This window comes from Myxococcota bacterium (assembly GCA_039030075.1).
Classification (GTDB): domain Bacteria; phylum Myxococcota_A; class UBA9160; order UBA9160; family SMWR01; genus JAHEJV01.
In genome coordinates, this window is sequence record JBCCEW010000002.1 from 193,888 (window position 1) to 206,413 (window position 12,526).

14 protein-coding genes are annotated in these 12,526 nt (G+C 70.2%); 9 read left to right on the plus strand and 5 right to left on the minus strand.

From position 1 onward, the window contains the following. Positions 1-156 precede the first annotated feature (156 nt). Both AAF430_02645 and AAF430_02650 read right to left on the minus strand, forming a co-directional pair. The gene (locus tag AAF430_02645) at positions 157-861 is read right to left on the minus strand and encodes an MBL fold metallo-hydrolase (protein ID MEM7409117.1); all 705 of its coding nucleotides are present in this window, start codon (positions 859-861) and stop codon (positions 157-159) included. Then, entirely contained in the window at positions 858-1,580 is a 723-nt protein-coding gene (locus tag AAF430_02650) for an alpha/beta family hydrolase (protein MEM7409118.1), read from the minus strand. Before AAF430_02650 ends, AAF430_02645 begins: the two co-directional genes overlap by 4 nt. A gap of 107 nt (positions 1,581-1,687) precedes the next feature. Between AAF430_02650 and AAF430_02655 the strand changes: the two genes are divergently transcribed. The 4 genes from AAF430_02655 (at position 1,688) to AAF430_02670 (ending at position 4,547) form a co-directional block, all read left to right on the plus strand. Further along, positions 1,688-2,605 (plus strand): NAD-dependent epimerase/dehydratase family protein, encoded by a 918-nt coding sequence (locus AAF430_02655; GenBank protein ID MEM7409119.1) that lies wholly within the window; start codon positions 1,688-1,690, stop codon positions 2,603-2,605. Between the two features lie 2 nt (positions 2,606-2,607). Next, positions 2,608-3,492: a lysophospholipid acyltransferase family protein gene (locus AAF430_02660; protein MEM7409120.1), complete on the plus strand. Its 885-nt coding sequence runs from the start codon at positions 2,608-2,610 to the stop codon at positions 3,490-3,492. 70 nt (positions 3,493-3,562) lie between these two features. Continuing rightward, a complete protein-coding gene (locus AAF430_02665) occupies positions 3,563-4,093 on the plus strand; it encodes an NUDIX domain-containing protein (protein MEM7409121.1) in 531 nt (176 codons plus the stop codon). Beyond that, the gene (locus AAF430_02670) at positions 4,083-4,547 is read left to right on the plus strand and encodes a DUF1232 domain-containing protein (GenBank protein ID MEM7409122.1); all 465 of its coding nucleotides are present in this window, start codon (positions 4,083-4,085) and stop codon (positions 4,545-4,547) included. The genes AAF430_02665 and AAF430_02670 overlap by 11 nt, the downstream gene beginning before the upstream one ends. Positions 4,548-4,565: 18 nt before the next feature. Here AAF430_02670 and AAF430_02675 read toward each other — a convergent pair whose 3' ends face one another. Together AAF430_02675 and AAF430_02680 are read right to left on the minus strand one after the other, a co-directional pair. Next, positions 4,566-5,024, minus strand: a complete 459-nt coding sequence (locus AAF430_02675) for a thioesterase family protein (GenBank protein MEM7409123.1) — start codon at positions 5,022-5,024, stop codon at positions 4,566-4,568. Next, positions 5,021-5,962 (minus strand): PD-(D/E)XK nuclease family protein, encoded by a 942-nt coding sequence (locus AAF430_02680; GenBank protein ID MEM7409124.1) that lies wholly within the window; start codon positions 5,960-5,962, stop codon positions 5,021-5,023. The genes AAF430_02675 and AAF430_02680 overlap by 4 nt, the downstream gene beginning before the upstream one ends. 205 nt (positions 5,963-6,167) lie before the next feature. On the opposite strand from AAF430_02680, the gene epsC reads away from it, so the two are divergent. From epsC to AAF430_02705, 5 genes are all read left to right on the plus strand, one after another. Further along, positions 6,168-7,082 (plus strand): serine O-acetyltransferase EpsC, encoded by a 915-nt coding sequence (epsC, locus tag AAF430_02685; protein ID MEM7409125.1) that lies wholly within the window; start codon positions 6,168-6,170, stop codon positions 7,080-7,082. Then, complete coding sequence (locus AAF430_02690; GenBank protein ID MEM7409126.1) at positions 7,079-7,972, plus strand: P-loop NTPase; 894 nt, start codon at positions 7,079-7,081, stop codon at positions 7,970-7,972. The genes epsC and AAF430_02690 overlap by 4 nt, the downstream gene beginning before the upstream one ends. After that, on the plus strand, positions 7,972-8,544 hold the full coding sequence (locus AAF430_02695; GenBank protein MEM7409127.1) for a cytochrome c-type biogenesis protein CcmH: 573 nt from the start codon (positions 7,972-7,974) through the stop codon (positions 8,542-8,544). The genes AAF430_02690 and AAF430_02695 overlap by 1 nt, the downstream gene beginning before the upstream one ends. Beyond that, complete coding sequence (locus tag AAF430_02700; protein MEM7409128.1) at positions 8,541-9,098, plus strand: cob(I)yrinic acid a,c-diamide adenosyltransferase; 558 nt, start codon at positions 8,541-8,543, stop codon at positions 9,096-9,098. Before AAF430_02695 ends, AAF430_02700 begins: the two co-directional genes overlap by 4 nt. Before the next feature lie 162 nt (positions 9,099-9,260). Beyond that, complete coding sequence (locus AAF430_02705) at positions 9,261-9,647, plus strand: gamma-glutamylcyclotransferase family protein (GenBank protein MEM7409129.1); 387 nt, start codon at positions 9,261-9,263, stop codon at positions 9,645-9,647. On the opposite strand, the gene AAF430_02710 is transcribed toward AAF430_02705, so the two are convergent. Then, entirely contained in the window at positions 9,610-12,522 is a 2,913-nt protein-coding gene (locus tag AAF430_02710) for a DEAD/DEAH box helicase (GenBank protein MEM7409130.1), read from the minus strand. The genes AAF430_02705 and AAF430_02710 overlap by 38 nt on opposite strands. Positions 12,523-12,526 lie beyond the last annotated feature (4 nt).

Sequence of the window (12,526 nt, forward strand, 5' to 3'; positions counted from 1 at the left end):
GACCGCGACGGGCCCCGCAAGCCGCCGACGGCGGAAAAACCGTACCGAACCAGTGGCTTACGCGGACTCCGCGTCAGCCCGGAGCGCCCACCCGGCGCCTCGGCGAGTCGGGTAGGGACGCGATTCCAAACGAACTTTGGGGGGCCCGGCGAGCGCTCAGGCCACGCCCATGAACTGGAGGAACTGCTCCAGGCTGGTCACACGCAGGAACGGATTGCTGCGCTTCTCGTTGCCCAGGGTGTCGTAGGCCTCGGTCGAGTAGAGGTGGCCCGGGTAGACCAGGGTCTCGTCCGGCAGGCGGCCCAGGGTCTCGTTCAGGCTCCGGTACATGGCCTCCGGGTCGCTGCCCGGCAGGTCCACCCGGCCACAGGCGCCCAGGAACAGGGTGTCCCCGGACACCAGTCGGCTGGGCTGCCCGTCCTCCTCCACGAGGAAGCACTGGGATCCCGGGGTGTGCCCCGGGGTGTGGAGCATGCGGACGCGGACCGGGCCCAACTCGATCGTGTCGCCGGCGGCCACCCGGGAGAGGTCCGACTCGGACGCCCCGGTCACCTGCTTGGTGCCGTCGGCCTCGTGCTCGTTCACGTAGAGCGGAACCGGATGGCGCTCGAGCAGGCGGTCGACGCCTTCGATGTCCATCCCGAAGATCGAGCCGCCCACGTGATCCTGGTGGTAGTGGGTGACCAGGGCGCCGGTAACGTTCATGCCGTCGGCTTCGGCCTGGTCGAGCAGGGCGTCCACGCTCCACGCCGGGTCGACGATCACGGCTTCGCGGGTGGTGCGACTTCCGATCAGGTAGGCGAGATTGGCCATCCGCCCGACGGGGATCTGTTCGAAGTAGAGGTCCGACTCCCCGCTCACGCAGTGCCGCCGAGCAGCGCCTGGATCCACTCGTCCAGCGCATTGCTCATCTGCTCGTAGACCTCTTCCGGGGTACGTCCTGACTTCTTCAGGACCTTGAACTTGTGGTCGGCCTCTTGGATCACCTTCAGGATCGTCGGGGCGCCCACGCGCGTCAGGGTGCGGCGCAGCGCGTCGACATCGCAGAACTTGTCGCGGTCGCCCTGGAGGAAGAGGGCCGGGGATACGATCCGGAACAGCTGCTCGGGCTGCAGCTCTTCCGGGTTGCTCGCCGGATGCAGCGGGTAGCCCGCCAGGAACAGGCCATCGACCCGCACGCGGGAACTCGCGAGGTCGGCCGCCACCTGGCTGCCCATCCCCACGCCCCCCAAGAAGAGATGGGCGGGGGCCGCCGTCGGGTCGCGCCCCAGCGCGCTGATCGCCGCGCGCAGCGCCCGGCGCAGCACCGGCATCTCGTCGACCTTCCGCTTCCCCGCCTCCGCGAAGGGGAAGTTGAACCGCAGCGAGAGGTAGCGGCGCTCCGTCAGCTCGCGGTGCACGCCCACGATCGCCGGATCGTTCATGTCGGCCCCGGCGCCGTGTGCCATCACCACGCTCACGCGGGACCCGGTGGGCCACCAGCGGGGCACGCCGAGCACCGCCGACACTTCTTCCATGCCGTGCACCGACTCGGAGAGCGGAATCTTGATGTCTTCGTAGCGCGATGACGGTTCGACCACGTTCCCTCAGGGGCTCTAGCGAGCCGGCACGTTAGCACGGCCGTCCAGAGTGCTCGGCGCGGGGCCCCGGTTCTGATACGGTAGAGCGGTAACCCCCCGAGGCGTCGATGGAAAAGGTATTGATCACGGGGATTTCGGGAGGCCAGGGACGGCTCCTGGCCCGCCGGCTCCGAGAGAACTACGAGGTCTGCGGCGTCGACCGAGTGGGTTGGGAAGGCGCCCCTCGGGGTGTCCAGGTTCACCTCGTCGATATCCGGAAGAAGAAGTTCGAGGACGTGATCCGCACGGAGATGCCCAACGCGCTGGTGCATCTGGGCTTCATCCGACACTTCCGGGGCAGTGACCGCGAGCGCTACGACACGAACGTGCGCGGCACGAAGCAGCTGCTCGATCACTGCATCCACCACGGCGTGCAGAAGGTCGTGGTGCTCTCCAGTTCCTACGTCTACGGAGCGTTCCCCGAGAATCCCTACTACCTCGACGAAGACGCGCCGCTGTCGGCGAGTCGCTCCTACCCGGAGATCCGCGACCTCGTCGAGGTCGATGCGCTCGCCTCGGCCTACCTGTGGCGCTATCCGCACCTCCATACCTGTGTGATCCGTCCGGTGAACGTGCTCGGGACCTACGTCCACTCGATCGTCGGCCAGTACCTGCGTCAGGGCCGCGTACCCACCGTGATGGGCTTCGACCCGATGATGCAGTTCATCCACGAGCAGGACGTCTCCGAGGCGGTGGCCCTCGCCCTCGAACACGGCCTGCAGGGAGTGTTCAACGTGACCGGTCCCGGCCAGGTGCCGCTCCACACGGCGATTCGCGAGACGGGGGGCAGCGCGCTGCCCGTGCCCGAGCCGATCCTGCGTGGCTACTTCGATCGCGGCTTTCGCTGGGGCTTCAACCCGTATCCGCCGGGCGTGATCGACTATTTGAAGTACCCCGTCACGATCGCGGGCGACCGTTTCGTCGAGGCTACGAACTTCCGGCCTCTCTTCGGGCTCGAAGAGATCTTCTCGAGCGTGGTGCACTAGGGATGGCGGGAGAAGGCTGGGTCGACACGCTGCAGGAGCTGGCGGGCGAGTTGGTGCCGAGCGGCGACAGCGATCTCCGCTCCGAGATCGACGCCCAGCTGGCGCGGGTTCCGAACGAGCTGAACGAGTACGGGTTCGACCGTTTCGGGATGTCTCTCGAAACCATGCGCAGCAGCACCTTCCCGGGAGCGCTGCTCTACAAGTACTACTTCCGGGTGGAGACCCACGGCATCGAGCACATGCCCGAAGGGCGGGTCCTCGTCATCGCCAACCACGCGGGACAGCTGCCTTTCGACGCAACCATGCTGTCGACGGCCCTGCTCCTGGAGGCCAACCCGCCGCGCCTCGCGCGCGGCATGGCCGAGTACTTCGTGTCCACGGTGCCGATGGTGAACGTGATCGCGGCGCGCGGTGGAGCCATGGCCGGGACGCCCCGCAACTGCACGCTGATGCTCGAGAACGAGGAGTGCGTGATCGCCTTCCCGGAGGGCGTCCGGGGCATGAACAAGCTCTACCGCGATCGCTACGAACTCCAGCGCTTCGGCCTCGGGTTCATGCGACTCGCCCTCGAGACCGACACCCCGATCGTGCCCGTCGGCATCGTGGGTTCCGAGGAGCAGCAGCCGGGCTTCGCGAACCTGAAAGGGCTGGGCCGGATGATCGGGATGCCGGCGCTGCCCATCACCCTCGGGTTCCCGTGGCTCGGACCGCTCGGGATGCTCCCGCTTCCGGTGAAGTACCGCATCCACTTCGGGAAGCCGCTGCGCTTCGAAGGAGAAGCCGACGAGGACGACGCCCAGATCCAGACCCGGGTCGACGTCGTGAAGCGCGAGATCAAGTCGCTGCTCGATCACGGCGTCGCCGAGCGCACCGGCATCTTCACCTGATCGATCCGGACCCCATCTCCACCGGATCGATCTTCATCGGATCGGGTGGGCGCTTCGCTACCTTTCTAGCGTGGCACGCCAAAGACACGAAGCCCGCCTGGTCACCGTCTCCTTCGTGATGCACGACTCCAGCGTGCTCCTCGTGCAACACCCCGAAGAGGGCGACCGCTTTCGCGGCCAGTGGAACGGGATCGGCGGTCACGTCGAGGCGGGCGAGGACATCCGAGCCGCCGCGCGACGTGAGCTGCGCGAAGAAGCCGGACTCGACGTCGATGCGCTCTCGCTGCGCGGCGTGGTCCACGAGACCGGGATGGTTGGTCACGCCCATGTGCTGTTCGTGTTCGTGGGAAGCGCCGTCGACGCGCGCGTGCATTCGCCCGAGGGCCGCGCGTTGCGTTGGCAACCGCTCGAGCGCCTCGCAGAGCTGCCGCTCGTCCACGACGTGTCCGTCCTGTTGCCGCGCGCGCTCGATGCCGAGGAGCCCTTCTTCGCGACCGAACGCTACGACGGCGGCGATCGCCACACCGAGTTCTTGATCGACGGCGTGGCGCTGCCGTCCGCGCCGAACGTCCTGGGCGCCGGGGGAAACCATGGCCGATGAACCCATCACCATCGAATTGAACCCGCGCGAGCAGCGAGTGTACGAACGCTTCCGGAGTCGCGTGCGCGAGGTGGTGCCCGGATCGTCGACGGACCTCCGCGACATGCTGCTGCTCCTGCCCGATTTCACCGTGTTGCTCTCGCGTCTCTTGCGCGACCGCCGCGTCCCGCGCACCTCGAAGCTCGTTGCCCTCGTGGGCATCGGCTACGTGCTCTCGCCCATCGACGTCCTCCCGGCGCTCTTGCTCGGGCCGATCGGACTGATCGACGATTTCGTGGTCGTGACCGCGGCGCTTTCCCGCTTGATCAACCACGTGCACCCGGACGTGGTGCGCGATCACTGGCCCGGCCAGGGGGACGCCCTCGCCGTGATCCAGCGCGCCGCCGCCTGGTGTGAGGAGTTCGTAACCGGGAAGCTCGGCGGCTGGGTGCGCGGCCGACTGGGTCTGTCCTAGACCCCCGCGCAAAGCGTTTCAGCGCACGCGCGTGCGCGGTTCGCTGTCTCCGACCAGCGCAGCCAGGGCGTCGCGCCGCTCGGAGGGCAGCCGGCGGACCTTCCCATCGGTGTCGACGGCCGCGTGCTCGGTGAACCCGGTGGCGATCGGGGCTCCCTCGACGCACAGGTTGTAGGCCATCCGCAGCGACGCGAAGCGGACCGTATCGGCCCATACCCGAATCTCGACTTCGTCCGCGAAACGCGCGGGCATGTGGTAGTCGACTTCCACCCGGATCGTGGCGAAGTGATAGCCCGCTTCGACGTAGCGCTCGTAGGGCTGGTCGTGTTCGCGCAGCCAGGCGATCCGGCCCAGCTCGAAGTACCGGACATGGTTCGAGTGGTGGACGATGCCCATCGCATCGGTCTCGAAGAACGGGACCGCGTGTCGGAGGGTCGTGACCGCCGCGCCTTCGGGCGGCTCGGGAGCCCGCTTCAAGAGCCGACGCCCGGCGAGAAACCGAAGCTGAGCTGGCCCGGATCCGCGACGGCCGGCGCGGGGCCGTCATCGCGCTTGCGCCGCGGCGGTCGCGTGGCGGCAGGACGCGGCGCGTAGACGGGACGCTCTTCGTCGCGCTCGGGGCTGGCCGGGCAACCGAGCCGGTATTCGCACCAGCGGCACAGGGCGCTGGTCTTCGCCGGGAACGCGGGCGCGCTGCGGATCCGGTCGATCAGCCCGCGCGTGTCGTCGCGCAGCTGGTCGAGCTGGGCCGGCGTGCGTGTCGAGACCCGCGTCTTGCCCTGGCGCAGGTAGTGCCAGACGAGACGTACGGGCCGACCCTCGCCGAAGCGAGCGCCGATGCCCAGCTGATAGAGCGCGAGCTGGCGGTCGGAGTCGATCTGCGACTGGCTCGGGACCCGGGCCGACGTCTTGTAGTCCTGGATCTCGATGGTGCCGTCGCTGGTGCGCGCGATGCGGTCGATGAACCCCTGCAGGCGGTACTGACCGGTGCCGTCGAGGTCGAACCGGACGTGCTCCTCGACCGCGAGCGTCTCGTCACCGTCGAAGGGGTAGTGGTCGTGGTAGTAGTTCGAGAGGCAGTGCTCGCCCAGCTCGATGTAGTGAAGCAGCGGGGTTCCGGCGCGCACGATCCGCACGCGGGTCGGGTCGTAGGCTTCCTCGAAGAGTTTGCGGTAGCGCCACAGCACCTTCGGCAGCGTCGGAACGCGACCGGTGGCCGCGGTCTTGTACAGGCGCTCGAGCACCTCGTGAACGCGCTTGCCGACGAAGCCCTCGATCGACTCGCTCTCGGCCGGGATCTTCCAGAGGTAGCGGTACTGGAACTTCTGGGGGCAGTTCTCGAAGGAGGACAGCCGCGAGTGGCTGTAGACCTCTTTGCCCGACCCGTTTCTGGCCACGTCAGCGGACCCCATCATTCACGGCTCCCGCGCGGGCGAGGCCGGTCGCATGCTTGCACGGGCCCGCGCGCTCCGAAGGCACGACGCGGGCCGCAGAGAGCGAACGCCAGGCCGAGGGGAGGATGGGGTCCACGCTCGCTCGACCCGCATCGTACTACTGGCCCCCGGGGGCCTCAAGCGGGGAGCACGCTACACTGGCAGCGCGCCCCAAGGAGCCCGCTCCATGTCCTCCGGGAAGTCCGTCCTCCTCGGGTCTCGTGATCCGATGCTCGATCCCCACGTCGTCGAACGCACCGTGAGTGCCCTGGTGGCGAGTTCCGAGAGCGCCCTCGCCAAGGCCGCCAGCGAAGGCCTGCCCGAGCGCACCGAGGTGGCCGACTGGGTCGAGCGCACGAAGCGCCTGGTGCTGATGCAGCACGAGCGTTCGACCCTGCGCTCGGAAGTGCCCCAGCTGGCCATGCGCCTGCACGAACTCCTGTGCGCGGTCCAGCTCCCGGACGGCCTCGAGCCGATGGCCGTGGTCGAGGACTTCCTGCCCCGGCTCCCGATCATTCGCAGCCGGCTGGCCGAGGACGTCGAGGCCGCCTACCGGGGCGATCCGGCGGCCCGCGGGTTCGGTGAGATCGTCGCGGCCTATCCCGCCGTACGGGCGATCGCGATCCATCGCATCGCCCATGCGCTGGCGGCGCTGCGCGTGCCGATCCTGCCGCGGATGATGGCCGAGCACGCCCACGACCGAACCGGCATCGACATCCACCCCGGTGCCCGGATCGGGCGCCGCTTCTTCATCGACCACGGCACCGGCGTGGTGGTTGGCGAGACGACCGAGATCGGCGACGACGTCCGGATCTACCAGGGCGTGACCCTCGGCGCGCTGTCGCCGCGCCAGGGTGAGTCGCTGCGCGGTCAAAAGCGCCACCCCACCATCGAAGACGGGGTCACGATCTACGCCGGCGCCACCATCCTCGGCGGTTCGACGGTGATCGGCCGTGAGAGCGTGATCGGCGGCAACGTCTGGATCACCGAGTCCATCGCGCCGGGCTCCCGCGTGGTGGCCGAACCGCCGCGTCATGGGGTGCAACCACGACGCGACGCGGGCGGGTTCGAGCAGCTGGGCTGGCCCCTCGACGAGAAGTGACGAGTCCCGACGCGCCCGAGTTGCTCGATTCGCTCGAGGACGCGGAGCGCGTTCGGGAGCGCACCCTGGCGAGCCTGGCAGAGGTCGGGCGCATCGTCGCCGTGATGAGCGGCAAGGGGGGCGTCGGCAAGAGCGCCGTCGCCACCCAGCTGGCCGCGTGCCTCGGCCACGACGGCCGCAGCGTGGGGTTGCTCGACGCCGACCTGCACGGACCCTCGGCCGCGAAGATGCTCGGGCTCCGCGGCCAACCGATTCGGGTCGGGGGCGACGGCCAACTGCGTCCCGCCGTCGGGCCGGGTGGGATCCGCGTGCAGAGCATGGACTTCTTCCTGCAAGGCAATCAGGCGCTCGACTGGGACGGCGCGGCGGGGGAGGGCGCCATGCTGCGCAGTGCGATGGAGCAGTCGGCACTCGCCGATCTGATCGGTCGCACGGCCTGGGGCGAGCTCGACACCCTCGTCGTCGATCTGGCGCCGGGTTCCGACCGCCTGCCCGCCCTGCGGCGCTGGTTGCCGGACACGGTGGTCGCCGTCGCCGTGACGATCCCCAGCGAGGTGTCGCTGCTGGCGGTGGAGCGCTCGTTGCGACGCGCCCACGAGGCGCGGATCCCGGTGCTGGGACTCGTCGAGAACTTCGCGAGCGTCGTCTGCGATGCCTGCGGTCACGAATCGGCGCTGTTTCAGGAAGCCCCCGCTGCGACGCTCGCGCACAAGATGGGCATTCCCCTGCTCGCCCAGATTCCGTTCGACGCCGCTCTGGCGCGCGCGGCGGATCGGGGCGACCTCTATGCCGTCGGGGCCGGAACCGGGACGCCGGTCGGGCGCGCGTTCCGCGATCTCGCGGAGCGCGTGTTGGGGTACGCTGCCGCCGCGGAGGGCGCCGACCAGTGATGCACCAAGGGAGAGTCGCGGCACCGCGCATGCGCCGAGCCCATGCGCCGCGCGCCGCGGGCGTGATGGTGGCCATGCTGCTGGCGCTCGCCGCCGACGGAACCGCGGCTCAGGAAGCGGCCGACGACCCCGAAGGTCCGCCGCCCTGGGCGTATGCGATGGCCGGTGAGCTGCTGAGCCCGTTCTGTCCGGGGCGCACGCTCACCGAGTGCCCGAGCCCGCAAGCCGAGAGCCTGCGGATGTGGATCATCGTGCAGGCCGCGGCGGGTCGCAGTCGCCAGGACATCGAGGCCGAGCTCTACGAGCGCTACGGCGACGACATCCGCTCGACGCCCCGCACCGACGGCATCGGGATCACCGCGTACCTCTTGCCGGCGTTCGCCTTCTTCGGCGGCGGTGGCTTGTTGGCCTGGTTCCTGGTGATGGCGACCCGGCGCGGAGGTGGCGGCGGAGGCGGGGACGGTGCGCCGCCGCCCGCTCCGCTCGACGCCGAGCAGGAGCGCCGGCTCGACGCCGCGCTGCGCGGCGAGGATGCCGACGAAGCTCCGAAGGACGAGGATCGAGACGCATGAAGGTCTACACGCGCCGGGGCGATGCCGGCGAGACGGATCTCTTCGGCGGAGGCCGGGTACCGAAGGACGCGCTGCGCGTCGAAGCCTACGGCGCTGTCGATGAACTGAACGCCAGCGTGGGCGTTGCGGCCGCCGCCACGGACAGCGGCGATCTCGCACCCGCCTTGCAGGAGATCCAGTCGCTCCTGTTCGCGTTGGGTGGGGCACTCGCGACGCCGGACCCGGCCCATCGCGCGAAGAGCGGCGTGCCCGAGCCGACCGATGCCGACGTCGCGGCCCTCGAAACCCAGATCGACGCGCTCGAAGAGGAGCTCGAACCCCTGCAGCGCTTCGTGTTGCCGGGGGGAACTGCGGCGGCGGCGGCGCTTCACGTGGCGCGCACGATCTGCCGCCGGGCCGAGCGACGTTGCGTCGAACTCGCCCGCCACGAAGACGTCTCCGCGACCGGGCTCGCCTTCCTGAACCGGCTATCCGATCTCTTGTTCGTGATGGCGCGCGTCGCGAACAAGCGGGCCGGGCAGCCCGACGTCGAGTGGGAGGGCATCGGGCGCTAGCCGCGCCGGTGTCGCGCCGAGGATTACGGTGGGTCGATCGAGTCGCATGCGCAGCCAGGTCCCGATCAGCAGGCCGCTCACCAGCGACAAGAGCAGTGCGATGCCCACGCTCTTCAAGACTTTTCCCATCGCCGGGCAGCATAGGCGAGAATCCGTTCCGCGATGAAGATCTTCGTCTATGGCACGCTGCGTCGCGGCGCACCGATGCACGGTCTCCTCGAGGGGCGCGTCCGCTTCCTCGGCGCGGGCAGTGTCGCCGGTCGCCTGCTGGACCTCGGTGCCTTCCCCGGTCTCGTTCCGCCCGAGGCCGAGGGGGATCGCGTCGAGGGGGAGCTCTTCGCGATCGTCGAGGGGGAAGCCGAGTCGCTCCTCGACGCGGCCGACCGCTACGAGGGCGAGACCTTTCGACGGAGTTGGGAAGCCGTCGAGGGCCCGGCGGGCCCCGAGGAAGCCTGGCTCTACTGGTACATCGGAGAGCGCACCGGGCCCGAGCTCGACCCGGGCGATCTGCCTACGAACGCAAAAGGTCCAGGATCTCCTCGCGGTTGAGCGGGGCCACCGTGCCCTCGCCGAGTGCCGCCTCGCCGAGAGCGCGCTTGCGCTCCTGCAACGCAAGGACGCGCTCTTCCACCGTGTCCGTCGCGACCAGCCGCGCGACGACCACGGGCCGGGTCTGCCCGATGCGGTGCGCGCGGTCGGCGGCCTGGGCCTCGACGGCCGGATTCCACCACGGATCGAGGATGTACACCGTGTCCGCCGCGGTGAGGTTGAGCCCGCTGCCGCCCGCGCGCAGCGACACGAGCAAGACGGGCGGGCCGTCCTCGGCCTGAAACGCGTCGACCACCGCCCCGCGGTCGGCGGTGCTGCCGTCGAGTCGGGCGAAGGGCAACTCGGCGTCTCGCAGGACGGGCTCGACGCGATCGAGGAGCGACGTCCACTGAGAGAAGACGAGGGCCTTGTGCCCCTCGGCCACCGACGACTCGAGACGCTCGCGGAGCACCTCGAGCTTTGCCGACGTCGTCACCTCGCTGCCCGGAACGAGGCCACCGTGACACGCCGCTTGTCGCAGGCGCAGCAGCGCTTCGAGGGCCTGTAGCGGGTTCGCCCCCGCCGCGAAGCGCTTCGCCACGTCGTCGCGGGTGGCGGCGCGGATCGTGTCGTAGAGCGTCCGCTCGGGTTCGGAGAGCTCGACGTGCAACACGATCTCGGTGCGCGGCGGCAGCTCGGGGGCGACGTCGCGCTTGAGTCGGCGCAGCACGAAGGGCCGGATGCGGCGTCGCAGCCGCTCCGCCGCTTCGGCGTCGCCCGCCGCAATCGGTTTGGCGTAGATCTCGTCGAAGCGCTTGCGGTCGCCGAGCCAGCCGCGCGCGAGGAACTGGAACTGGCTCCACAGCTCCGCCAGGCGATTCTCCACCGGCGTACCCGACAGTGCGATCCGAAACCGACCGGGCAGGGCGTGGGCCGCCCGCGCCACCTGGCTGTCCGGATTCTTGATGGCCTGGGATTCGTCGAGCACCACGCAGTCCCAGTCGATCTCGCCCAGCTTCTTCGCGTCGAGGCGCAGGAGCGCGTAGCTCGTGACGGTGAGGTCGGCATCGGGATCGAGGCTTCGGCTGGCACCGTGGTAGCGACACACGGAGAGGTCGGGCCGAAAGCGCTCCGCCTCCGCCGCCCAGTTGGGCAGCACGCTCGTGGGGGCGACGACCAGCGTGCGTCCGCGCACGGCGCACAGGGTCTGGAGGGTCTTGCCGAGCCCCATGTCATCCGCCAGCAGGGCCGGCAGGCCCGCGTCGCGCAGGCGCCCCAGCCAGGCGACGCCGTCCTCCTGGTAGTGGCGCAGCGTCGCTCGGAGCCCGTCGGGGAGGGCGGGCGATGCGTCGTCCTCGCCCTCGAGCCGTTCGCAGAGAGCGAGCACGTCTGGGGCCGGCGTCAGGTCGTGGTCTGCTGCGAAGGCGATGAGCTCCGGCCAGGCCGTGGGCGGGAGCGCGTCGCGCTCGCCGCGTGCGGCGAGCAGGTCGGCCACCCGAGCACCGTGGGCACGCAGCCAGTCGCTCGGGATCTCGGCGAAGCCGCCGCCGTCGAGCGGGACCCAGCTCTCGCCTTCGCGCCATGCGCTCAGCACGGCGCCTGCCGAGGCCGTGCCCTCCCCATCCCCTCCGGCGAAGGAGAGGTCGAAGCGATCCCCGTCCAACGTCGGGCGGGGTTCGAGGGACCCGCGTCGTGCGAAGCCGCGCAGGGTGGAATCGTCGGCGAGGTCCGGCCAGCGGCGCAGGCGGTCGGCGAGCGCGAGGGCATCGCCGCCCGTGCTCTCGAGACGGCGGCCGGGTGCGAGCTCGAGCTCGCTCTGCAGCTGACGCAACAGCGCCCGCTCGGCCGCTTCGTCCCGCAGCGGCACGGGGCCCCCGAGCGCGACGAGCTGACCCGCGTCGACGCGCGCGGTCGGCGGGTCGCCGTACACGAGCAGCGGCAACACGCGCAGCGTGTCGCCGTCGCGCGCGATCTCGAAGGAGAGGCGCGGCGGTTCGCGGTGGGTCTTCGGGAGCCGGTTCGTTGCGATCTCGACGGGGATCCGCTCGCGCAGCGAAGGCAGCACCTCCGTCACGAGCGCAGCGGCTTCGTCGGCGGCGTAGTCGCGGCCGCGACGCAGCTCCTCGAGCTCGCGCCCCGACAGGTTCGAGGCGCCGGCGCGACACAGGGTCTGGTCGTCGAGGAGCACGAGGTCGCCCTCGAAGCGTTCCAGGATGCGCGGGTCGGGACGCACGCGCAGACGGAAGCCGGCGGGACCGTCCTCGAGCCGCCCCTGGAACCCGACCTGCTCGCTACTGGCCGTGATCGGCGTTCCGTCGAGCTGGACGTCGGCGATGCGCGCCAGCGCTGCGAGCACGGCGCTCCACACGCCGCGCGGGAGCACGCCGCGACGCTGGGTGCCGAGCGCGCTCTCGAGCGCGACGTCTTCGCCGGTCGCCAGGAAGTCGGGACCGTCCACGCGACCCGAACGCACGGCCGCGATCGTGCTGCGCAGCGGGCTCTCGCCCGTCTCGGCAACGACGACCCGCTCGAAGGAGAGCGCGCCATTCTCGCGCGTCAGTCGTACGGCGAGTCTTCCCGCCTCGGCCTGGCGCCCGGCGGGCAGCGACTGGCCGGCATTGCGCGCGCGGCGCACCGCGATGACGGCGGCCGCCGCGTGTTCGCAAGCGGGTTCACGGCTCGCGCAGTCACAGTCCCAGTCGGCGTCGTCCGGGTAGAGCACGACCGTCGGGGACACCACCGCGTTCGGGACCGCCACGCGCACGACGATCTCGTCGTCAGTCTCGCGTTCGCCGCTCACCGCCTCTGCGCGGGCGAGCTCCACGCCACGTGACCAGCTGCCCGACGAGCACTGGGAGCGCAGCTCTTCGAAGAGTTCCTCGAGCGGACCGCTCACCGGG